The 23,460-nt window shown below is 44.4% G+C and carries 19 protein-coding genes; 6 read left to right on the top strand and 13 right to left on the bottom strand.

Features of this window, described 5'->3' with window-relative positions; genetic code table 11:
* Positions 1-92: 92 nt before the first annotated feature.
* The gene (locus MRK00_01545; protein ID MDR4516070.1) at positions 93-911 is read right to left on the bottom strand and encodes a hypothetical protein; all 819 of its coding nucleotides are present in this window, start codon (positions 909-911) and stop codon (positions 93-95) included.
* A gap of 150 nt (positions 912-1,061) precedes the next feature.
* Positions 1,062-2,729 carry a hypothetical protein gene (locus MRK00_01540; protein MDR4516069.1) on the bottom strand — a complete coding sequence of 556 codons (1,668 nt, stop codon included), beginning with the start codon at positions 2,727-2,729 and terminating at the stop codon, positions 1,062-1,064.
* A gap of 692 nt (positions 2,730-3,421) precedes the next feature.
* On the opposite strand from MRK00_01540, the gene MRK00_01535 reads away from it, so the two are divergent.
* The gene (locus MRK00_01535) at positions 3,422-4,285 is read left to right on the top strand and encodes an HDOD domain-containing protein (GenBank protein MDR4516068.1); all 864 of its coding nucleotides are present in this window, start codon (positions 3,422-3,424) and stop codon (positions 4,283-4,285) included.
* 141 nt (positions 4,286-4,426) lie between these two features.
* Here MRK00_01535 and MRK00_01530 read toward each other — a convergent pair whose 3' ends face one another.
* The 4 genes from MRK00_01530 to MRK00_01515 form a co-directional block, all read right to left on the bottom strand.
* On the bottom strand, positions 4,427-5,068 hold the full coding sequence (locus MRK00_01530; GenBank protein MDR4516067.1) for a hypothetical protein: 642 nt from the start codon (positions 5,066-5,068) through the stop codon (positions 4,427-4,429).
* Positions 5,069-5,450: 382 nt separating this feature from the next.
* Positions 5,451-8,810, bottom strand: a complete 3,360-nt coding sequence (locus MRK00_01525) for an EAL domain-containing protein (GenBank protein ID MDR4516066.1) — start codon at positions 8,808-8,810, stop codon at positions 5,451-5,453.
* A 212-nt stretch (positions 8,811-9,022) separates the two neighbouring features.
* Entirely contained in the window at positions 9,023-10,072 is a 1,050-nt protein-coding gene (gene mtnA / locus MRK00_01520; protein ID MDR4516065.1) for an S-methyl-5-thioribose-1-phosphate isomerase, read from the bottom strand.
* A 100-nt stretch (positions 10,073-10,172) separates the two neighbouring features.
* On the bottom strand, positions 10,173-10,844 hold the full coding sequence (locus MRK00_01515) for a class II aldolase/adducin family protein (protein ID MDR4516064.1): 672 nt from the start codon (positions 10,842-10,844) through the stop codon (positions 10,173-10,175).
* A gap of 264 nt (positions 10,845-11,108) precedes the next feature.
* Between MRK00_01515 and MRK00_01510 the strand changes: the two genes are divergently transcribed.
* The 3 genes from MRK00_01510 to MRK00_01500 all read left to right on the top strand — a co-directional run bounded on the left by MRK00_01510 (position 11,109) and on the right by MRK00_01500 (position 12,427).
* On the top strand, positions 11,109-11,618 hold the full coding sequence (locus tag MRK00_01510; protein MDR4516063.1) for a PH domain-containing protein: 510 nt from the start codon (positions 11,109-11,111) through the stop codon (positions 11,616-11,618).
* Between the two features lie 114 nt (positions 11,619-11,732).
* A complete protein-coding gene (locus tag MRK00_01505) occupies positions 11,733-12,128 on the top strand; it encodes a hypothetical protein (protein ID MDR4516062.1) in 396 nt (131 codons plus the stop codon).
* A 116-nt stretch (positions 12,129-12,244) separates the two neighbouring features.
* Positions 12,245-12,427 (top strand): hypothetical protein, encoded by a 183-nt coding sequence (locus MRK00_01500; GenBank protein ID MDR4516061.1) that lies wholly within the window; start codon positions 12,245-12,247, stop codon positions 12,425-12,427.
* Between the two features lie 3 nt (positions 12,428-12,430).
* On the opposite strand, the gene lspA is transcribed toward MRK00_01500, so the two are convergent.
* The 3 genes from lspA to MRK00_01485 form a co-directional block, all read right to left on the bottom strand.
* Positions 12,431-12,949, bottom strand: coding sequence for a signal peptidase II (gene lspA / locus MRK00_01495; GenBank protein MDR4516060.1), 519 nt, complete (start codon positions 12,947-12,949; stop codon positions 12,431-12,433).
* Positions 12,950-13,016: 67 nt separating this feature from the next.
* Positions 13,017-15,815, bottom strand: a complete 2,799-nt coding sequence (ileS, locus tag MRK00_01490; GenBank protein ID MDR4516059.1) for an isoleucine--tRNA ligase — start codon at positions 15,813-15,815, stop codon at positions 13,017-13,019.
* A gap of 158 nt (positions 15,816-15,973) precedes the next feature.
* On the bottom strand, positions 15,974-16,930 hold the full coding sequence (locus MRK00_01485; protein ID MDR4516058.1) for a bifunctional riboflavin kinase/FAD synthetase: 957 nt from the start codon (positions 16,928-16,930) through the stop codon (positions 15,974-15,976).
* A gap of 178 nt (positions 16,931-17,108) precedes the next feature.
* On the opposite strand from MRK00_01485, the gene MRK00_01480 reads away from it, so the two are divergent.
* Both MRK00_01480 and MRK00_01475 read left to right on the top strand, forming a co-directional pair.
* Complete coding sequence (locus tag MRK00_01480) at positions 17,109-17,921, top strand: class I SAM-dependent methyltransferase (GenBank protein MDR4516057.1); 813 nt, start codon at positions 17,109-17,111, stop codon at positions 17,919-17,921.
* Between the two features lie 4 nt (positions 17,922-17,925).
* Complete coding sequence (locus MRK00_01475; GenBank protein MDR4516056.1) at positions 17,926-18,795, top strand: methyltransferase domain-containing protein; 870 nt, start codon at positions 17,926-17,928, stop codon at positions 18,793-18,795.
* A 68-nt stretch (positions 18,796-18,863) separates the two neighbouring features.
* Here MRK00_01475 and MRK00_01470 read toward each other — a convergent pair whose 3' ends face one another.
* The 4 genes from MRK00_01470 to gpmA all read right to left on the bottom strand — a co-directional run bounded on the left by MRK00_01470 (position 18,864) and on the right by gpmA (position 23,316).
* Positions 18,864-19,607 carry a HesA/MoeB/ThiF family protein gene (locus MRK00_01470; protein MDR4516055.1) on the bottom strand — a complete coding sequence of 248 codons (744 nt, stop codon included), beginning with the start codon at positions 19,605-19,607 and terminating at the stop codon, positions 18,864-18,866.
* 50 nt (positions 19,608-19,657) lie between these two features.
* Positions 19,658-21,022: a S41 family peptidase gene (locus MRK00_01465; GenBank protein ID MDR4516054.1), complete on the bottom strand. Its 1,365-nt coding sequence runs from the start codon at positions 21,020-21,022 to the stop codon at positions 19,658-19,660.
* A gap of 270 nt (positions 21,023-21,292) precedes the next feature.
* Positions 21,293-22,423 (bottom strand): peptidoglycan DD-metalloendopeptidase family protein, encoded by a 1,131-nt coding sequence (locus MRK00_01460; GenBank protein ID MDR4516053.1) that lies wholly within the window; start codon positions 22,421-22,423, stop codon positions 21,293-21,295.
* Positions 22,424-22,566: 143 nt separating this feature from the next.
* Entirely contained in the window at positions 22,567-23,316 is a 750-nt protein-coding gene (gene gpmA / locus MRK00_01455) for a 2,3-diphosphoglycerate-dependent phosphoglycerate mutase (GenBank protein MDR4516052.1), read from the bottom strand.
* Positions 23,317-23,460 lie beyond the last annotated feature (144 nt).

Here is a 23,460-nt window from a genome sequence, read left to right as displayed (position 1 = left end):
ATTTGAAGTTAACCAGAATGTGATCTGCTTTCTAGATGGTAGGGCTAAACGCTTACTTTGGTTTGTCAGTCGGTTTCTGTGCAAAAGCCTGTTCAGAGTTCTCTTCTACGTCGGGCAGTAACTCGGCGGATATAAGCGCTACAGTGCTCAGGATTGATCGCCGGGTTTTCTGAAATTTCCCAAGCGGATGGATAGCTATAGTGTTTAATGTACGGCTGAAACAGAGGGCGAAAGAAATCACAATCTTCTTTAACAAACCAATGCCGCCAATTGCCGTAGTGCTTTGTTCTTGGAACGTGGCTGTATACTTCTGGAACGATTGCTTCTCCTTTACTGGTCAGGCCAAGGTATTGATCCATTTCACCGAGGGTATCATCAACCAGATCTTCATAACGGACAACAAGATAATCTTCCAACAATAATTCGAATGAGAGTAACCATGCAAACCGATCTTCAAGATACTTCATTGTATGCATGAGAGGCGGAAAGTTGCCTGTAGTTATCACTGCTTCCAGTAATGAACGCACTGAAATAGCGTGAGGATTTTTTTCCTTTTCTTCAAACAAGCCGATCAAATAATTTAGATTGGCATCGTTTGCCCAAATGTTTCTTTCTTGTTGAATAAGAAATAAAAGACTGCTGATTAACCAATCCCGTGGGTCTCTTATCAATAATAATTTTTTATCAAAACAAAAAAAAGAATAATAATCAGGATTGAAGTCGGGCGTTGGTAAGCCCAGAATTGTTTTGGCTAATACATAACGATTGTTATCGCCTGATTCTTCTTTATACACTGTTTGCTCAAAGAGCTCCCGACAGTTTTCTGGAAGCGACGGGCGGATCTTGTAAAAAAGAGCGGTGGTTCCAGTTTTATATTGTCCAAAGATAACAATCTTGATAGGGTTTTTCATAAAAAGATGTCAGAAAGCAAAAGATTAAACTTTTCAATCTAGCATAAAAGACTCGGGAGTCAAAGGGGATAGAGCTAGGGGGCGTTCTCAATTAAGTCAGATAATGGTGACCGCCAAGCTCTGACAGTCACCATGCCAGTCACATTGGTATTATTGAAAGGTATATGCTAGGTCATACTCTACACCGACACTGCCGCCACCCTCAACACTAACTGTGAACCCCAGGAATGACCCATCATCTGGATTCCACCAGAAAACCACACTTCCACCAACTCCTGCGGTGGCTTGTAAAGCAACACCATGTGAGGGTCCGCCGATTTTATCATAGTCAACACCCCAATAACTGAAACCTAGTTCCCCATCCAAGCCTATCGACGGCCCAAGAGATAATCCTACAGATAAGAAGGGCTTACTTGGAGGCGCACCAGGACCGTCAGTTTGATCAATATTTATCCCAACCGATCCGTTAGCTCCACGATAATAGGATGCATCTGCACCCAATGAAATTGAGAAAGATCTTAGCCAAGGCCAGGTACTGTTTGAGCCGCGTAACTCAGACATGCCTGTTTCCTGCATGACATGATTCTGGAGAGGGCGGTTGGCATTGTATGCGTTCTTAATCTCATTTTGATACCCAAGCTGCTTAAAGTTATTGAGAATTTCCATGGCTTTGTTGATCAGTTCTGCATTTTCCTTCAACAGTCTTTGTGCCTCCTCAAGGTGAGATGCAAGGAAAAGACCTTCCGTATTTAATTCGCAGGCGTTCGGGTCATTTTCTAAATCGCCAGCAAGATTAATAGAGGTACTTCTGTTGTAATTTTCTGGGCAGGAATAACAGGAGTTGCTGAGAAAATGTTGAAAAGATCCTTCCTGACAGCCTGGCGCCCCCCTTTTTGTGGCAGCTGTATAAAGGGGACTTCTTTCGCAGGCCTGGGGTGAATCAACTGCAAAAACCGTTCTATTGTATGAAGCAGGACAGGAATAACAAAAGCCGTCACCAATATTCCAGAATTGACCGCTGGGACAGTCTGTACCTATAAGTCCGGTGGCTCTGCTATGTTTAGTGGCAGTCGCATAGATATTTGTATCAGCACAAGCTCCTGAACCTTCTACATTCGGATCAGCTGTTCTATTGTAATTCTCCGGGCATGAGTAGCAGGTGTTATTAAATATATGAAGAAACGATTCACCCAGTCCATTCCCCATCGGATATTTGCTGGGGCAGGTTACCGTGCCGGTCTTTGTTGCTTTGACATTGCGATCCAAATTGTTTGCTTTGGCATAATCAGTAATTGTTTGTGAGGTGGAAAAATCTTGTATACCTGTTGCTACGGACTGTTCCACACTTGATAATGTTGCTTTGAATGTTTCAGTCGCAGGATTGTTAAATTCATTACTTTCTGCTTCGGAAGTGAGGAATTTTTCAACGCCAAGCAAGAAAAACTGATTGTGATCCGGATCGAATTTAAGCCGTACGTTGACATAAACGCCATTACCATTGATCCTAACCCGTGGTAAAAGCAGTATGTTGTCATTATTCTTGTTAAATACAGCAATATTTGTTACAGACTGTGCAAGGTGAGTTGCATTTTTAAGCTGGAATATGTTTTCAGAAGGAATATGTTCCAGACAGACATCAAACAGTTCCGGCTCTTCAAACATGGCCTCAACTGGAAAACAAACAATTCCACTTGTGGGTTCATAAGTGGTACTTTCGCTGACTAGCGTATTTAGATATTCTAGTGGAACAACATCATCTTTTGCTTGGAGCGCGGATGAAGCCAGTAGAGCAAAAACGAGTACAAGAATATTAGTCACAATTGACCCCTTTTATTATTGTTATTTATGGGTAATATTTTTTAAGCAAGTTCTTTCGGGGAATTGTACCATTCTAAATGAAATATGTAGAGTCTATTGCACGGTAAAAATGGTGTCAGACAAGTATGTATAAATATTATTTATATTCATAATGTTACTTTTCATTGGTTTGGGGCTGGTCGACAGTTTTGTGACACGCCGAACACGCAAAGACAATTTTCTGAATCAAATTGCTCCGTTGATAGATTGAGCGCCAGTTCAAACATGATTAGGTGACTACTCGTGTCAATAACAGCAGCTACTCGTATATTCAAATTGCTGTCTTTTGTTTCCACTGATCTGCATTAATTTGATACACCGTTATTTTGCAGATATCACCAGTTTATTACTGCTTATTCTGGTTAATGGCAGTTGCCCGGAAACTTTATAATTCGTTGCATTGGTTCCAATTCGAATATGGCGACGCAGATCTAAAAATTTAAATTGAACTGAGCCATAAAAATTGGAAAACAATGTGGAAATTGATAGCGACTTAGACAATGCCATAATGCATCAAATACTTAAACGTTATCAATTCAGACAACTCCTAAACAGCGTTATTCCTTAACCACTCTGTCTGTCGAAAAACGGCTAATACGAAAACGTGATATTTCGAGAAATCAGGCCTAAACATATTCTGGAGGATAAAGCCCATGTCTAGCGACGGCAATCAAATGGATTTTCTTGCGTGTATAGACTCACTTCCCGCCATGCCGGCGATTGCGCAAAAAATACTTGCGCTACCGCTCAATACTGATCATGGCGAGGCTGAACTGCTTAAGCTAATTGCGCAGGACCCGCAAACCTCCGCAAAAATTATCGGGCTGTCTAACACAGCGTTGTTTGGAGCGCCGGGTAGTATCAATTCTGTGAGAGATGCCACCATGAGGCTGGGTATGACACAGGTCAAAGCAATTGCTGTCAGCATGGCAACCTTATCGTCATTGACAAAGCAATCCGAGGGTAAGTTAAAATCTGCGGATTTATGGGTACACAGTTTGGCCGTCGCGAATGCTATGCGCATTATTACACGGTATATGCTGCCACGTAAGCGGCCAATGGAAGAAAAAATATTTCTTGCCGGACTATTACATGATATTGGATATTACGTGCTAAATTATATCGATATCGGTATCAGCAATGCGCTTTATGAAAAACTGAATGCGGATACAAGCATGCCCCTGCTGGATATCGAGAACAATTTACTTGGCACACATCATGGTGAAATCGGCGCCCAGCTTGGCAAGCATTGGGGATTGCCAGAAGAGATTATTGCCGTAATGCGTTTCCACCACATGCCGGAAAATGAGCAGGCGCAAATCGGTCAACCGCTTGTCAGTCTGGTTAATATTGCCGAAAAATTGCTTCCAAACTTCGGTATTACGGAGCATACGGCTCAGGAAGTTACCGAACAGGAATGGAAAAGTATCCATGTCGATCTGGATAAGGTCAATACAATTGTCGAAGAAATTGGTCATGTTGCCGAAAAAACCAGACAACTTGCTGATGCCGCCTAATCATTCGGGCTAACCGCATGAATGTAACTCGCGGCACTTCCAATTTCGATACTTAAATGCAATCGATGATCTATAAACACCGGTTAACAGAAGAGGAAAGGATTTTGGATCGGAGATAATGCAGGTTAAATTACCAAGCATTTATGCGATCAGATCAAGCAATTTTCCCGATTGATTCTGTTCAAAATTGTTGGCGTATGCTTCGTTAACCTGATTGATAATGCGTTGATTATCAGGTGAATGACCGTTACTTGCTTTGTCATGGTTGTTTCTTTCTGAATTTTGGCTGGATATTTCTGCACGAGCTTCAGCCGCCATTGCAGCTGCGGCCACCGCTACTGAACGATCCTGGGAAGATGGCTGAGCAGGGGCGAGTGCTGCGCGCTGGATTTGTTCCGCTTTTTGTAATGTGGCTTCGGGATCTCCAGGTACCCCAGAAGTATCGATTTGTACTTCGCCGCCTACCGCGTAAAGTTTGCCATCAGGTCCGCGTTGGTAGTCAAACGTTGGGCCGCCTTTTGCAATTCCGCCAGCAGCAGCCAAATGAGCAAGTTCGTGTGTACGTACTTCCTGGTCGCGAGTTCGTAATTCACTGATCTGTTGAAGAATTTCTGGATTCTGCTGCGCAGCGGAAGTTGCGGCAGTTCCGTTTGGGGTGGCTTCGTTGGCGACATCCTGCTCCGGCCGAGGCTTTTCGTCGCTATGATTTCGTGATGGATTGCTGGCAACGCTGTTAAAAGCAAAAGATTGATGAAAGGCGTTGTGTGCGTGATTAATTTCCATCGGTTTACGAATCTGATTTTATTATGGATACTGCAAAATCGGCGGATAGCTTGTTTTTCTTTAGAGTCAGTTTTGAAGATGGTCTGATCGGTTAACTGTTTTGCGTATTCTGAACACCTTGACATGCTATTCCGATTCCGGGTTTTTTCTACATTTTACTGGGCGGTCTGGCAGGAGCGATCTGAATTTTCTAAAATGACCAATGCTGGTCAGCAATGAACACGATGCAATCGTGACCGCCATTTATCACTCAAATCACACTCTGGGCAACGTGGTGCCGGTTCTGGTTTGAGCTTGATGGCAAGTGCTATACCCAGAAAAATGTGTCAGGGCTTTGACTTTACTGATACTGAGAAAACATTTGCGCAGATAGCATTGATTGTTATTTTCCTGCCCCCGATAAAGCCGAATCTATAGGTTCCGGTTTATGCAATAGGAACCCTTGAGCATAGTCGATGCCGAGTTCGCGCACACGCGTTAATACTTCCGGTTTATCTACAAATTCTGCGACTGTTTTCAATCCAACTATGCGGGCTACATCAATAAAGCAGCGAACTGCAACGTCGTCCAGTGGATTGCTCACTATGTCTTTAATATACTGACCATCGATTTTCAAGATATCAATGGGAAAGTGTTTTAGATAACCAAAGGACGAAGCACCGGCGCCAAAATCATCGAGCGCTACACGTACGCCTAACCGGCCAACTTGTTCTATGAATAGCGAGGCATCGGCCATGTTGGTTACGGCGGCGGTTTCGGTAATTTCCAGGCAGATTTTTGAGCATATGGCCTGCTTGGCTTTATTCAACATTTCTATTGCCTGGCGATGAAAAATGCGATCGCCGATGGATTGTCCAGACAGGTTGATGCTGAGCATGTTGATAGCGCTAGCCGCTTTAGCGCGCCTGGAAAGCCAGTTGATAACTTGATGTAAAACCCAGCGATCGATACGGGAAGCCAAATGGTATCTTTCCGCAGCGGGGAAAAAAGCGCCGGGTAGCGCCAGGGTGCCGTCAGGGTTCTCCATGCGGAGCAATACTTCTGCATGAATTCCGTTGTTCGCATCGGATAAATCGTCGAGACGTTGCACATACAATTGAAAACGATTTTCATCAAGCGCGCACTCGATACGACTGGCCCATTGTACTTCAACCTGTCGCGCCTGCATGACTTGATCGCTATCGAACCAGATGTGTACGCGGTTGCGTCCGGCTTCTTTTGCAGCGTAACATGATGTGTCTGCCGCCTGCATGAGTTCTGCGGCAGTCTGCCAGCAACTGTCTACCGTGACCAATCCGATACTGGTGCCGATGCGGAATCGATGGGAAGTGTATTGAAAACGGAAATCTTCCATTTTGTCGCATATTTGCTGGGCTACACGTTGCGCCTGTATGGCGGTGCAGTGTTCCAGAATGACTGCGAATTCGTCACCGCCCAGTCTTGCCAAGGTATCGTTGGCGCGCACGGTTTTTTTTAATAACAGGCTTATTTGTTGCAGTAATACATCGCCGGCCGTATGGCCGCAAGTATCATTGACCACTTTAAATTGATCTAAATCGATATACATCAGCGCGTGTTGCATCTTATTTTTATGCGTGCTTTGTAATAGAAGATGCAGGCGAGTTTCAAATTCTGCGCGATTAATCAATCCGGTTAGTGTATCGTGCGTAGCCCGGTAGCTGATTTCACTATTTAAGCGGCGCTTTTCAGTAACGTCTCGAAATACGAGTACCGCTCCGAGCAATTCGCCTCGCGCATTACATATAGGCGCAGCGGAATCTTCAATACCGTATTCATTTCCATTACGCGAAATCAATACCGTGGAATCGGTAAAATTAGTCACTTCTCGTTCTGCTATACAAAGAGTAACGGAGCTTTTCATAGGTAGACGAGTTTCTTCGTTGATGATACGAAAAACCTGAGTGATTGGAAGTCTTTTTGCTTCTTCATTGGTCCAGCCGGTCATGCGCTCGGCAATGGGATTCATCCATTCAGTATTGCCTTGAACATTGGTTGTAATGACGGCGTCGCCGATAGACTTCAGTGTTATATGCAACAATTCGCGTTGTTCGGCCAACTCCTCAGTCAGTATGCGCAGCCGGCTCACGTCCCAACTGACGCCAATCATTTTCAGCGTCTTGGTTTGCTGACCGCGCTTTATCCGTGCAGCAGCGCGGAGGTGGCGGATGCTGCCGTCATTTAAAACGATTCTGAACTCGGTATTGAATGGTGTAATACCGACAATCGCTTTCTCGATAGCTTTCTCCGCATTGGCCCGATCATCCGGATGGACATGCTTTACCCATAAATCATAGGCTGCAGTCTGGTTGGTTGGAAGTAGGCCGTAGAGTTTATACATCCACTCATCCCATTTTAAAGTGCCTTCGGTAATGTTATATTCCCAAATGCCAATTTCCCCGCTATCGGTGGCAAGTGCTATGCGGTTATGGGCTTCTTCAATTTCCAAGCGCTGATTTACCCGCTCGGTAATGTCTATGCGGATGGAAATATAGCGGTCTATTTTACTCGTAGCATTCACGAATGGTGTGATAACGCTATCCACCCAGTAAAGTGATCCATCTTTTGCGCGATTGCAAATTTCACCCCGCCAGGATTTGCCTGCGGAAATATCCCGCCACATTTCGGTAAAGAATTCACGTGAATGAAAACCTGAATTGATAATACGGTGGTTCGAGCCTATGAGTTCTTCGCGACTGTACTGGCTGATTGCACAGAAGCTTTCGTTGACTTCTGTAATTTCTCCTTTTGCATTGGTGATGGACATAATAAACTGTGTGCGAATCGTATTAAGCAATGCATTATTTTCTTGCATCAGAATTTTGTGCTCAGTGACATCTTCCAATGAACCAACAAATCCCGTGATGATCGACTCGGCCGAGATAATCGGTTTTGCCCGGGCGTGCACGAATCGGACCACACCTTTTTTATTGATAATGCGAAATTCAAGATCAAATTCCATTCCCATGTTTGCATGGGACTTCCATACAGAAAAAACATGCGCCTTATCGTCAGGATGGATTCCATCCTGCCAACTGTCGCCCAGACTTTGTTCAAGTGTGAAATCATAAATTTCTTGCCAGCGGGCATTGGTGTAAGTGCAGCTGCCGTGTACATCAGTAGAAAAGATGCCTATCGGTAACGCTTCGCAGAGTTCACGAAAACGGGTCTCGCTTTCGGATTGTTGACTGGCCAGATGCGCATGTTTCAAGGCAATCGCTTGAGCCAATTGTGCCCGTCGTTGGTTCAGGATTGTTGTTGCTGTTTCGGCCAGATTGAAGAGTATCTTGCGTTGCTTGGCGTTCAGTCGGCGTGGTTTATTGTCAATAACGCAAAGTGTGCCAACATTGGCGCTCTCGCTAAGACGCAGAATAATGCCGGTATAAAATCGGAAATCATGGTTCGAGTAAACGATAGGGTTTTCGCGAAATCGAGGATCATTGGTGATATCTTCCACTTCAAGAATGCCGCCATCATGGATGCCATGGGTGATAAGGGCCATTTTGTGCAATACATCGGCATCGCAAGCGAATTCGACATTAGCCTTAAACCACTGTAGTTCGGAATCAACAAGGTTTATCAGCGAGAAAGGTGTTTCGCATACCAACGATGCGGTATGAAGCAATGCATCCAGTTCGGAATCCAGCGGTCTGCCCGATTGTTCAAAATTGATCAGTGCCCTCAGAGGAATCGATTCGTTCCCGGAGAAAGATTGGGTATCCATGATAAACAGCAACCAATTGAATTAGAATATATGGTTCATCCGTGTTTGGGTCTGCTTGAAATATAAAAGTAATTGAATGACGCGCAAGGAAACTGTATTAAACATTTTAAAAGTGTTCGTCATTGCGCCCTGTCTGCTTGGTGTCGCGATCAATTCTATGCTGAAGATATGTTATTGTACCAGTCAGTTGTATGCTTACCCAGCCGGTTTCTTCAGATGTGGCATGGAATACGATGCCGGATGCTTTCCTGTTCAAAATCCGCTTTGGCAAAGACGCCGCAATTGAGTATCCAACGAGTCACCAATTCTGCTGGTGTTACGTCAAAAGCGGGGTTGTAAACCGGTGAGTCCGGCGCGGCCCATAATATTTGACCGAACACACCTTTGACCCCAGATACTTCGCTTGCGTTCCGTTGTTCAATCGGTATCTGATTACCATCTGCACAATGCCAGTCCATGGTGGTATAGGGGCCGGCAACATAAAAGGGTATGGTGTGGTATTGCGCAAGAACGGCCAGCGCATAGGTGCCAATTTTGTTCGCGAAATCGCCATTTGCCGCAATCCGGTCGCAACCGACAATGATTTTCTGCACCTTATTCAACTGCATCAAGTGTCCGGCCATGTTGTCGGTAATGAGTGTATAAGGGATGTCCAGTTTTTTTAATTCCCATGTGGTCAATCGGGCGCCTTGCAGTAGTGGACGGGTTTCGTCCACGTATACATGAATCGTTTTGCCTTGCTGGTGACATTTTCTGATAACGCCGAGTGCTGTGCCGATGCCTGCTGTGGCTAGACTGCCGGTATTGCAATGCGTCAGGATATTATCTCCATCTTGAATCAATGCAGCGCCGTTACTCGCAATATCCTCACAGAGTTGAACGTCTTCATTATAAATTTCAATGGCAATGTCCAGTATCGCCCCGGACGTTTTCTTTGACTGTATGCCTGCGATCATACGATTCATGCACAGCATCAGATTGACAGCCGTCGGTCGCGCGTTATATAGCGCATGCGCCTCATCTTGCAATTGTTTTAGCGTAGATCCTTTTACTGCCGATTGTCCCAGGCTTAGTGCCGCGACAACGCCGATCAAAGGTGCGCCACGCACTTTTAGGGCTTTGATGGCGGCAATGGTTTCATGCACTGTATCAAGAAGAATCCAATCTTCCTTCAAAGGCAGTACAGTCTGATCCAGAACCCATAATTCTGTCTTATCTGGGGTATGGGTAAAACGCAGTGCTAACGATTCCAGGTGGGTCACGGTTTAATTCTCCTGAGCTGATAAACAGTAAATGCGGAAACAGGTTTTGACAATTTCAGCCTTGTCAATTTTTCAGGCAACCTTTTTATCATGAGCAATGTCACAGTAACTGATTTCCGATATGTTTACGCATTGTTCTGAGCGCGGAAATTTCGTCGTCAGGAAGATAGGTTAATGTTCCCAATGTATTTGCTTTCCAGAGAATCTCCGAGGAATGTTCAATGCGTTCCATGCCTCTCCAGGCTTCTTCAAGACTTTCTCCCCAAGCCAGTGCACCGTGCCGTGATAGAATCAGTGCCCGGTACTGTGGGAGAAAGTGTTTTAAATTGTCGCCCATGGCCTGTGTTCCTGGTCGTGCATAAGGGACGAAAGGGATGTCGCCACAACTGAGAATGACTTCACTCATTGCGTGAGAGGGCAAAAATTCCAAATCGGGCCTGGCAATAGACCAGGCAATCGCTGTCGGTGGATGCGCGTGGACGACCGCTTTGGCTTCAGGGCATTGTTGATAGACTTCCAAATGCATGAATTTTTCCGAGGAAGCCTTTCCTTGCAGGGTTTGACTGTCCAGGGTTATCAGTGCCATATCCTCAGGTTTCATAAAAGCTTTTGCAACACCTGAAGGCGTTATTAATACCATATTTTCATTCACGCGACAGGAAATGTTGCCATCGGCAGCAGCAAGCATGTTACGTTGGTGAAGGCGCTGCGCGATGGCAATGATAGTTTCACAAATCGAATGGTATTGATTTATTTTTGTCGTTTCATGCATATGCAGTTAGGCTTTGCTATTCGGTTTCGGCAATGATATACGTATTGAGTTGCTATACGTTTCCACTTGATAGGCTTCAGTGTACTCGATTGTTCTGAAAAATTTAGCTAAACTGGTCATTCAATCAAGTGAAAAAGGTTAACCATTATTGTATTCCCTTTGGATAAGTCATGTACGCTGCTCTGTTACGATTAAACAGAATAATTTTTAGTTATCTGATTATTAACATTATTTGCCAGACTTTAACATTTATAACGATTAATTATGAACGTTTTCAAATCAAAAATTGACAAGTGGCTGTTATTTTGTCTGATTCTATCCATTATTGCCTGTCTGCTGGGCGCATCAGTGATGCTAAAAATAGGAGGAACATTCAATTATGCATTTGCCACGACCATATTAATTTTCGGTGCTGGCTTTCCGTTATGGCTACTGGTTTCAACCCGGTACAGTGTGAACTCGGAAAATCTTAAAATAGTAAGTGGTCCGTTTTCCTGGGACATTCCAATTCAATCGATTATGTCTGTGGAAGAAAGTCAGAACGCAGTGGCGAGTCCGGCACTGTCATTTGACCGCCTGGAAATAAAATATGGCGAAGATAAAGCCATATATGTTTCGCCGGTTGATAAGGCAGCGTTTATCCAGAAACTGGGCAGTTGGAAATTAAACGTTGCTGATCAGGGCGATCAGCAACGGACAGGCGGAAAAACTTCACAATCCCAGAAGAAGAAAAAACAGCGAAAACCCATAAAGCAGGGTGGTGTCAATAAATAATGCGTGTCTCCAGTTCTGCTGTTTGAGTTTTTCGGATTCACGCCGTTCGTGTTTTATCCTAGAATAGGCCATACACATTTTTCCGCTAATAACTTGAAAAAATAAAAAGACACAATGAGAAAAAGTTTATTTGCTGTGCTTTTGATAGGGTTTTTTGGTGTTTGTGAACCTGTTTATGCTGAATGGGTGATGATCAATTCTAATCCAGACAAAGGTGAGAAGCATTATTTTGATCCGACAACAGTCCGCAACAGTGGTGATCATTATAAAAAAGTATGGGTTTTGTCGAGCTATGATGAAAAGCAAAGGGGCGGGTATCAATCGTTAAAGACTTTCTACGAATTTGATTGTGAGATTGAACGAGCGCGTTCTTATACCATGCTGCTTTATTCAGGTGTCATGGCAGCGGGAAACACAATTGGTGCACATCATGATGAATTAAAAGAATGGTTTCAATACCCCGAGACTTCATTTTTTAAACGAATTTCCACAAATATCTGTAATCAGTGAATTTGCCGAAATTTGATGGCTGAATAATAATCTAATTTCAAATATCCATTGGAATTGCCGTTGAATGTTAAGTTTTTATGTCTATAACCTGCTTAACTCAATTACTGGGGGTTTATGTGAAAAGGAAACAATTAATGCGTTTGTCGGTTTTAATTATGCTGTTGCCTCTTTTATCGGGATGCTGGATGGCTGCAGCAGCAGGTGCGGGCGCATATGGTGGTTATAAAATGAAAGAAAAAGGCTATACCGTGCAAAGCCCGATAACCAAAAAGAAAGAATCAGAAAAAAATGCCCAATAGTTTTTAAAGTTTTCCGATTTTTTCTTTTCTTTCTGCTTTAGTTTTGGTATCTGCTTGAGCGTTTTCTTTATTACTGAAGCTTTCATAAATAAGCAAAGCGGCGCCAATGAAAATGGCGGAATCAGCGATGTTGAATGCCGGCCAGTGATAATCGCCGACATAGAAATCAAGAAAATCGACGACATGCCCCAGTGTTATGCGGTCCCAGAGGTTGCCGAGAGCGCCGCCAAGAATTAAGCTCAGGGATAAACAAAACAGTTTTTCCGTGTTGTATTTATTCAGTAGATAAATAATGACAACTGATGCGACCAAAGCTATCGCGCTTAAGAACCAGCGCTGCCAGCCCGAAGCTTCACTTAGAAAGCTGAATGCAGCACCAGCGTTGTAGGTTAATACCAGATTAAAAAATCCTGTTACCGGAATCTGTTGACCGTAGGTCATGACCGATTCCACCCAGTACTTTGTTGCCAGGTCCAATGCCAATACAATCAGGGCGATAGTCAATGAATAGTGTAGTTTCATTTTGGTATTAGCGATCAGTTTCTCAGATAATTTTTGATGTTCAGGGCTGTTAAAACGTATTGTATATTCAAGCGTATTGTCTTTCTTCGCCCGTGTTATAGAGATTGGATATGCAACGTCCACATAAAGTTGTATGCTCAGTATCTTGACCAACATCTATTCGATAATGCCAGCAACGCTCACATTTCTGATGGCTGCTCGGGGTAACGCGCACACTGATCGTTTGCAATTCATTACTCTGTACCAGGGACGATTCCGAAGTGATTAAAACAAATCTCAAATCGTCTCCAAGTGATTGAAGTAAGGTGTAATCGTCTCCGCTTGCTTGGATTTCAACAGTGGCAGCCAGTGATGAACCAATTTCGCCTTGCGCTCTGGCGTCTTCCAGTTTTTTGAGCACATTCGCGCGCAGCGAACGTATCCTGGTCCAACGCTCAAGCGTCTGTTGTGAATCTGCTTGTTCGGGAAAACGATGCCAGGTGTGCAGCAAAACACTATCATCCGGTTGTCCGGTCAGGTGTTCCCAGACTTCTTCTGCAGTAAAGCTAAGAATAGGTGCAAACAAACGCACCAGACTATGAGCGATATGATGGAGCGTACTTTGCGCCGCGCGGCGCGGCTTTCCATTTTTTGCGGCGGTATAAAGACGGTCTTTGAGAATATCCAGATAGAAACCACCGAGGTCTTCGGAACAGAAATTATGCAGCTTGTGCACGGCCTGATGAAATTCATACTGGTCATAGATTTGTGTGAGCTCGTTTTGGAAAGCATTAGTCAATGCCAGCATGTAGCGGTCAATTTCCAGCCAGTCTTCAATAGCCAGCATGTCTTTTTCCGCGTCGAAGTCTGCCAGGTTGGCCAATAAAAAACGCAAGGTATTACGTACACGACGGTAGCTCTCAACGACGCGCTTGAGAATTTCTTCTGAGATGGACAGTTCTCCGGAATAATCGGTGGATGCAACCCACAAGCGTAGGATGTCGGCGCCATAGGTATCCATTACTTTTTGAGGCGCAATAACATTTCCTTTGGATTTGCTCATTTTATGGCCATTGCCGTCAACCACAAAACCGTGCGTGAGCAATGCGCGATAGGGTGCATGACCATCTATGGCGCAACCGGTTAGTAGCGAGGACTGGAACCAGCCGCGATGTTGATCCGAACCTTCGAGATATAAATCAGCCGGATACTGAAGCAGCGAATTGGACTTGACGACAGTATGATGTGTTGTGCCTGAGTCAAACCAGACATCGAGTGTATCCGGAAGTTTCTGATAATCTTTGGCATCGTCTCCCAGCAGTTCTGCTTCATCTAGCGAGAACCAGGCTTCTATGCCCTGCTTTTCTATTTTCAGGGCAACCTGCTCGAACAATTCCTGAGTGCGCGGATGTGGTTGATGCGTAACCTTATGAACAAAGAGCGCCATCGGCACCCCCCAATTACGTTGACGGGAAACACACCAGTCCGGGCGGTTTCTGATCATGGCCTCGAGACGCGCTCGTCCCCATGCCGGGTAGAACCGGGTATTGTCCACGGCATCTGTGGCAAGATCACGCAATGTTTTTTGCTGCTCAGCAGAACCAGCGTTTTGTTTCAGGTTCATACCAATAAACCACTGCGGCGTTGAGCGAAAAATAATTGGTGTTTTATGCCGCCAGCAGTGCGGATAACTGTGTTTGATTTTTTCCAGGCAAAGTAAGTGTTTGCTGGATTGCAGCGTATCAATGACGACATCATTTGCCTTCCAAACGAATAGGCTGCCGACAATCGGTTTGTCTGCTGCAAATTTACCAGCACCGTCAACCGGACTGTCACTGGGTAAGTCATATTGCTGGCCAATAAAATAGTCATCCAGACCATGCGCGGGTGCAGTATGAACCAGGCCGGTACCGGCTTCAAGGGTAACATGCTTTCCGCAAATGATTTTGACGCTGCGGTCTTCAAATGGATGTTGTAACGCCAAATGCTCTAGTGCTTTTCCCTTGCACTGACCTAATGTTTTGTCATTCAAGCCATATCGCTCCAGGCAGGCTTGCTTGAGTTCTGTTGCCAGTATCAGCATTCCTTGCGCTGTTTCAACAAGATCATAGTCAAAGTCAGGGTGAACGCAAACGGCCTGGTTGGCCGGCAGTGTCCAGGGGGTGGTTGTCCAGATCACGGCCATGACTGAATTATTGGATGGGATATTGGTGTTGAAGATAGTATTCAGAGCATCGTTCGATTGGATGACCTTAAATCCAACATCAATTGCCGGAGATGTTTTGTCTTCGTATTCGACTTCAGCTTCTGCCAACGCCGAGCCGCAATCAATACACCAGTTAACAGGCTTTTGTCCCAGGTAAAGATAACCGTTTTGATAAATGCTTCCCAGTGCTCGGATAATACCTGCCTCAGTCTGGAAATTCATGGTGAGATAGGCCTGGTCCCAGTCGCCGAGGACGCCTAAACGGATAAAATCCGCTTTCTGGCGTGCAACTTGCTCCGTTGCGAAAGCACGGCAAAGTTCACGGATTTTATCTGCGGATAGCTGCTTGCCATGCTTTTTCTCGATTTGGTGCTCGATGGGTAAGCCATGACAATCCCAGCCCGGAATATAGGGCGCATCGTAGCCTGCCAGTGTTTTGCTTTTGATAATGATATCTTTAAGAATTTTATTGACGGCATGTCCAATATGGATATCACCGTTGGCGTATGGTGGGCCGTCATGCAACGTAAATTTGGGACGCCCTTTGCTGGCGGTACGGATTTTTTGGTATAGGTTTTTTTTCTGCCAGGATTCCAGCATGGTGGGCTCGCGTTTGGCAAGATTGCCCCGCATGGGAAATGGTGTATCGAGTAAATGAAGTGTTGTTTTATAATCAGTCATGAAAATGTTCAATATCGTTGGCTGCGCACGAATCTTGGTGTCTTATATTGCAATCGAATAATATACGAATAAGTATGAACTGTTGCTATTTTATGACATGCTGTTGTTTTTTGTATGAATTAAGTGTGTTCATTTGCGAGTTTCAGTGTTTAAATCGTTTATTCTGTCTTGACATTCATTTGATTAAAATAGTTTTTTGCTTCGAGGATATCTTTTTTTATCTGTTGAATGAGTAGCTCCAAGCTGGGATATTTTTCTTCATCGCGCAGTTTGTGAAGAAAATCAACCTGCAAGTGATAACCGTAAATGGTTTGGTCAAAATCAAACAAATGGACTTCCAGAACCGGCTTGCCGTCATTGTGTATAGTTGGTCTGACTCCAAGACTGGCTACGCCGGGAAGCGCCAGAGAGGGTGCGGATTTAACTGCGCCATAAACGTTTACAACAAAAATACCGGTTAAAGGCGGCTGGTTATGTTTGATCTGGAGATTTGCGGTCGGAAAACCCAGTTTTCTTCCTAATTTGTCGCCATCGATTACACGACCGCTCATGCTATAGGGTCTACCTAAAAAACGACTGGCTTTTTGCAGGTTACCTTCGTTGAGTACTTGTCTGATATAGCTGCTTGATACGCGCTGGCCATCAATTAAAAAGCTTGGCATTTCATCCACTTCATATCCATACTGCTTGGATAAAGCGTTGAGCATGCTGAAATCTCCCGCGCGCCGCGCACCAAAACGAAAGTCGTCACCCACGAGCAACCATCGGACTGAAAGCTCTTTTTGCAGGAGTCCGGCAATAAATTCTTCGGGATTAATTTTTGCGAAATCATAATTGAACCGGTATACTCGAACATAATCAACATCGGATTTGGCCAGTTGTTCAAGTTTTTCTCTGAAGCTGGTTAAACGAGTGGGTGCTTGGTCGGGCGCGAAAAATTCGCGCGGATGCGGTTCAAAAGTCATGACACAAGCAGCTAATCCAAGTTTGTTAGCGGCATGCTTCAAACGAGATAGCATTGCTTGGTGGCCTAAATGTACGCCGTCAAAATTGCCTATAGTCAGCGCAAGCGGTGTCTTTTTATTTGGTGAAGGTTTGCTTCGCCAGATTTGCATGTAAAGTTACCTGAAAATTAACAATTTTAGCTTGGTTTTGCCAAACTGGTCTAGGTCGTCGTCAAATTACAATCATTTGACAACAATTGATGCTGGTTTTAATCCGGTGTTTTGTGTTGCTGCTAGGGAACGATAGGGCAGTAGTGTTTTTGCACGAATACTTACGGAGACAGAAGAGATGAATGCTTCATTAACTCAACAGGATTACGGGTCAGATCCGGTATCTGTTCGTGAAACCGATCAATACCGTGCCGAATATGTGCACGCGTTTGTTCAAAAATGGGATTCGCTGATTGACTGGAATGCGCGAATCCAATCTGAAGGTTCTTTTTTTATTGATCTGCTCAAAGAAAGAGGTTGCCGGCAAGTTCTCGATGTTGCAACTGGAACCGGTTTTCACTCTGTCCGGTTGCTGGAAGCCGGATTTGAAGTGGTCAGTGCGGATGGAAGCGCGGAAATGCTATCCAGGGCATTTGATAATGGGCGTTCACGTGGACATGTTTTACGCACTGTGCAGGCTGACTGGCGCTGGCTTAACCGGGATGTTCACCAGAAATTTGACGCGATTATTTGTCTGGGTAATTCTTTTACGCATTTATTTGATGAAAATGACCGCCGCAAAGCACTGGCAGAATTTTACGCCGCGCTGCGTCATGATGGCGTGCTGATACTGGATCAACGTAATTATGACGCATTATTGGATCATGGCTTTTCAAGCACCCATACTTACTATTATTGTGGAACAGATGTTTCAGTAAAGCCGGTACATACTGACAAAGGGCTAGCGCGGTTCGAATATCGATTTTCCGATGGTGAAAAATTTTATTTGAATATGTTTCCACTCAGAAAAAGTTATACGACGCGTTTGATGCACGAAGTCGGTTTTCAGCAAGTAGAAACGTTCGGAGATTTTCAGGAAACCTATCGTGAAAACGAGCCTGATTTCTTTGTCCATATCGCCGATAAAGCCTATCAAACAACGGATGAATAGCACAATGAATTCAACAACTCAGTCTGCAGCCGTCAATACGGCGCGGGCATATTATAACAGCGAAGATGCCGATCATTTCTACAGCACAATATGGGGTGGCGAGGATATCCATATCGGTTTATATGAAACGGCGAATGAATCAATTAGCGCTGCAAGCCAAAGAACAATACAAACCATGGCAAGCTACTTGCCGTCATTGAAGGCCGGGGATTGGGTTCTTGACTTGGGATCCGGATATTGCGGTGCCGCCCGCTATCTGGCAAAAACCTATGGTGTGTGTGTAAAAGCATTGAATTTAAGTGAAGTCGAAAATCAGCGTGCTCGCGAATTAAACTCATCTGTAGATTTGTCCGAAAAAATTCAGGTGATTGATGGCAGTTTTGAAATGCTGCCGTTTACAACAGCAGACCGGGATAAAGGTTTTGATGTGATTTGGTCTCAAGATGCGATTTTGCACAGCGGACAACGTGAACACGTGATGGCTGAGGCGTTTCGTGTATTAAAGCCGGGTGGATATTTTGTTTTTACTGATCCGATGCAGGCAGATGATTGTCCGCAAGGCGTGCTGCAACCCATACTGGATCGCATTCATTTGAGTTCGCTGGGTTCGCCCGGGTTTTATCGCCAGGCTGGTGGCAATATTGGGTTTGACGTGGTCAAATTTGACGATTTTACCGATCAGTTGATCAACCATTATCAGCGTGTACTTGAAGAAACTGAAAAGTACTCGGATGATCTGGCTGATAAAGTTGATCCGGCCTATATTCAACGCATGAAAACCGGGTTGGGTTACTGGATAGAAGGCGGCAAAAACGGTTATTTAGCGTGGGGGATTTTCCTGTTGCAAAAACCTGAGACTGTTGTCGGCGTATAAGTTTAAATCGCACATGCAATGGTGAAGGCAGGTATTTGGCTCAATCTTCTTTTTTGTTTTCATTAATGTTATCGGCAAACCATGCAGGCAGAATCCTTGTGCAGTTTTATTGTGCGCCAGTTCATGGTCAGTCCATTCAGCAATTGAATCCGGCCGCTGAGCGTAACACCAATATTTAACAGAATTTTTATTGTTTCGGCAGCCTGTATGCTGCCAATAATGCCTGTCAACGGAGAAAAGACGCCCATTATTGAACAGGGCATATCTTCGGTCTCACCCTCTTCGGGATAAAGGCAGTGATAGCAGGGGCTGCCTGGTCGGCGCAAATCAAAGACTGAAACCTGTGCTTCAAAACGAACAACTGCACCGGAAATCAGTGGTTTCTGATGGATAACACAGGCTTTGTTGACACTGTGGCGTGTTGCGAAGTTATCACTGGCATCGACTACTGCATCAACTTCGGCTACCAGTTGAGTCAGTTCTGTATCTTGTACAAATTTTTCAAGCGCAGTAATCTGAACTTCCGGGTTGATGCCGGTTAATGTCCTTTTGGCGGACTGAGCCTTGGAAAGGCCAATTGATGCTGTATTATGGATGATTTGACGCTGAAGATTGGTTAAATCCACTGCGTCGCCGTCGCACAGGGTGAGTTTACCAACGCCGCTGGCAGCCAGATAAAGCGCTGCCGGCGAACCCAAACCACCTGCGCCGAGGATAAGCACATGTGAATCGAGTAATCTTTCCTGGCCTGAAATATCAATTTCAGGCAATAAAATATGGCGGCTGTAACGGAGCAGTTGATGATCGTTCAAAACATAATTGCCCCGGTGTGATTACATTTAGGAACGGCTTTGAAGCTATACTAACTGTCGGATTTATCTCCATTTTTTTCAAGTGATTCGGTAGTAATGCCTTTAAAGTAATTCATCGCCTGGGTTAACAATTGATCCTCTTCGGAACCGAATTCAATTGGCCCGGTTTGCTTTTTAGTCGTTTCTTTTTTTGGCTTGCTTTCTGATTCTTCAGTTGTTTTTCCGGTTTCCGGTTTTTTCTTGCTTTCTTTCTTGCCATTGGTGATATGACGATTCAAATCAGCTTCGCGCAAACGCCGATCGTCACTTTCTGATTCGTCCAGGATATCAGGGGTAATGCCAGTTGCCTGAATGGAATGACCATTTGGCGTATAGTAAAGTGCGGTTGTTAATTTGATTGCAGTATCATTTCCTAACGGCAAAACAGTTTGCACTGATCCTTTTCCAAAGGTTTGTGAGCCCATGACAACGGATCGCTTATGATCCTGCAGGGCACCAGCAACAATTTCAGAAGCTGATGCGGAGCCGCCGTTGACCAGTGTGATCATGGGTACTGTTTTGACTTGGGGAGGTAAATCTTGCAGATAATCCCTGCCATGTCCGCGCAAATAATACTCTGGATTGGCATGCAACCTCATTTTTGCATCCGCTGTGCGGCCTTCCGTGTAAACGACCAGCGCATTTTCAGGCAGAAAAGCGGATGATACGGCAACAGCGCCATTTAATAAGCCGCCTGGATCATTGCGTAAATCAAGTATAAGCCCTTTCATGGATTCTTCTGTATTTTCAGCAAAAAGGGTTTTAATGGCCTTGGCCAGATTCTCGCCAGTATGTTCCTGAAACTGTGTAATACGTATATACGCATAACCCGGTTCGATCAATTTGGATTTGACGCTTTGAATTTTGATAATGTCGCGTACTAACGTGAAAATCAAAGGCTCTTTTTCGCCTTCCCGTATAATTGTAATGGTGATGGAAGTTTTAGGTTTTCCACGCATCAGTTTAATCGCTTCGGTCAATGACATGCCTTTTACAGCAGTATCGTCCAGTTTGACAATCAAGTCATTTGTTTGGATGCCGGCCCGGAACGCAGGGGTGTCTTCAATGGGGGAGATGACTTTAACGAGTCCGTCTTCCATCGTGACCTGGATACCCAGTCCACCAAATTCGCCATGGGTTCCGATTTGCAGTTCTTTGTATTCATCCTTGTCGAGATAGGATGAATGCGGGTCAAGGCCGACCAGCATCCCGTTGATGGCTTCGGTGATCAGACGCTTGTCTTCAACAGATTCTACATAGTCACTTTTAATACGCCCGAACACTTGGGCGAAGGTGCGCAATTCTTCGATAGGTAGCGGATGTATGACTTCTGCTGAATCTCTTTTGGCAATAGCGGAAAAATTCAAGCTGAGCATCACGCCCGTGACCGCGCCAACGAAAACTAAACCTGCTTTTTTAACTATGTTACTCATGATGCTGTCTCCGCACTTAACGAATAAATTCAAGTGATTGTAATTTCAATTTTTAAAACGATTTAACGCATAATGTATACTATTGATGTTACTGATCATACAATAAAAATGCGTGAAAAGTATTCATTATTCATTTCTGAACAATATATTCTTGCTTGTTTTTAATGATCTTGGCAGTATTTGACCAGAACTATTGTCAGTAGTTTTAGTATTTCATTCTATTTTTATCCAGGTCAATGGGTCAAATGCTTTACCTTTGTGCCGCAGTTCAAAGTACAAGCCGGAATCTGGGTTGCCGCCACTATTTCCGACGATGGCAATGGAGTCGCCGCTGTGTACGCTATCGCCGACTTGCTTTAAGAGGGCTTCGTTATTGCCATATAAACTCAGATAATCATGTGAGTGGTCGATTATCATCAGATTTCCAAAACCGCGCAACCAGTCGGCAAAGACAACGCGTCCAGAGGCAATAGCCTTTACACTGTCGCCTTGTGGCGAGCGGATAAATAGCCCTTTCCATGTGATATGTTTTCCGGAACGTTGACTGCCAAAACGGTTGGTGAGCTTTCCGCGTACTGGAAGACTCAATTTGCCTTTAAGGGTCTGAAAGGGTGCATGGCGGTGTGCTGGGTCCGGAAGGTCTGTGTTATAGTGCGTGCTGCTCTTGTCATGTTTAAGTATTTGATTGATCTCATGAATTAATCTCGCGACACGCTTCTCATCCTGTGTAAGCTTGTCAATTTCGTTTTGCTGTTGAGTAATTGCTTTGGAAACGCGTGCTAAGATTGCTTGATGGTTTAATTTTTCTTGGCTGAGTTTTTTCTTTTGTTGGGTATGCTCGGTTTGTATGGTGGCTATTTCATCTCTTTTCTCGTGAGCGATACGGGCGAGTTCTTGAAGTTGGTTTAGTTTATCATGAAGGTTGTTGATATTCTCAGTACTGGACCTGGATAATTGTCGGTAGTAATACATGTCGCGCGCGGCCTGATTTGGATCGTTCTGATTTAATAGCGCGCGGAAATAGTTTTTCTCATATCCCAGGTATTGCTGATACAGTAACGCGCTCAATTGGCCCCGTTCCGACTCTAACTCATTGTGAAGTTGTTTGTGCTTTTTCAAAACCTGCTTCAGTTCATCATCAATTTTTTGTTGATTAATTTTTAACTCAACCAATTTACGATTTAGGTTGCTGATAGATTGTTCTGTAAATTGCAGTGCGTCCGCCGCATTTTGCTTTGTTCTTTCATGCGCGGTCATTTCCATTTGTAGCGCGTTGATACTTTTGCGCAGTGTTTCCAGTTGTTTCTGATTATCAGCTGCTGCAACGGGCGAGCAGAGCAGCATTATGATGCCTAATAGAACCGATTTATGGCGTTGACGAGTGTTAACGGGCTGAGCTGATTTCAAGTATGAATGCGCGCTATTTGAACGGCAGAGTGTAAATTAACGGTTTGGTATAAACAGGTGACAGATTTTGAGAATGTCAATTATCCGGTAGATTTTCCTTGATTGGCAACTTTTTCCATGGCTTCTTGTATTTCGGATTGATCGCCGAGGTAGTAGTTGCGGATCGGGTTTAACTGGTCATCAAGCTCGTATATTAATGGAATTCCTGTCGGTATGTTGCGCTTCAAAATCTCCTGATCCGAAATGTTGTCAAGATATTTTACGAGTGCACGCAAGGAATTGCCATGCGCGGTAATGATGATATTTTTTCCAGATAGAACTTGTGGCGCTATGATTTCTTTCCAGTAGGGTAGGAATCGAGCAACAGTATCTTCGAGACACTCTGTGCGGGGTAATTCTGCTTGGGTAAGGTTCTTGTAACGTCGGTCTGTACCAGGAAAACGCTCATCATCGACAGACAATTCTGGTGGCCGGGTGTCATAACTGCGCCGCCAGATCAAAACCTGTTCATCGCCGTATTTGGCGGCCGTTTCGGCTTTGTTCAGGCCCTGCAGTGCGCCATAGTGCCGTTCATTGAGACGCCAAGTATTGTGAATGGGCAGCCACATCAAATCCATTTCGTCGAGTGTGATCCATAACGTGCGTATGGCGCGTTTGAGCACCGAAGTATATGCGATATCGAAGGTAAACTTATTTTCGCGGAGTACTTTTCCTGCGTTCCGGGCTTCTTCAATACCTTTAGGTGTTAAATCAACATCTGTCCAGCCAGTAAACCGATTTTCTCTATTCCAAATACTTTCTCCATGACGAAGAAGGACGATTTTTTTCATGTTGTGTTGTTGTTTTGCGTTCTTTCTTTTTAAAAAAGGAGCTGCACATTGTACTATATTTCGCCTTTTTAAGCAGCATCTGTCTGATTCCCGGTGTGAAATAATTTTCTGTGCAGAATCGATTGTATGTTCAATACAACACGA

Source organism: Nitrosomonas sp. (genome assembly GCA_031316255.1).
Taxonomy (GTDB): Bacteria; Pseudomonadota; Gammaproteobacteria; order Burkholderiales; family Nitrosomonadaceae; genus Nitrosomonas.
This window is presented reverse-complemented; position numbering and strand designations above follow the sequence as displayed.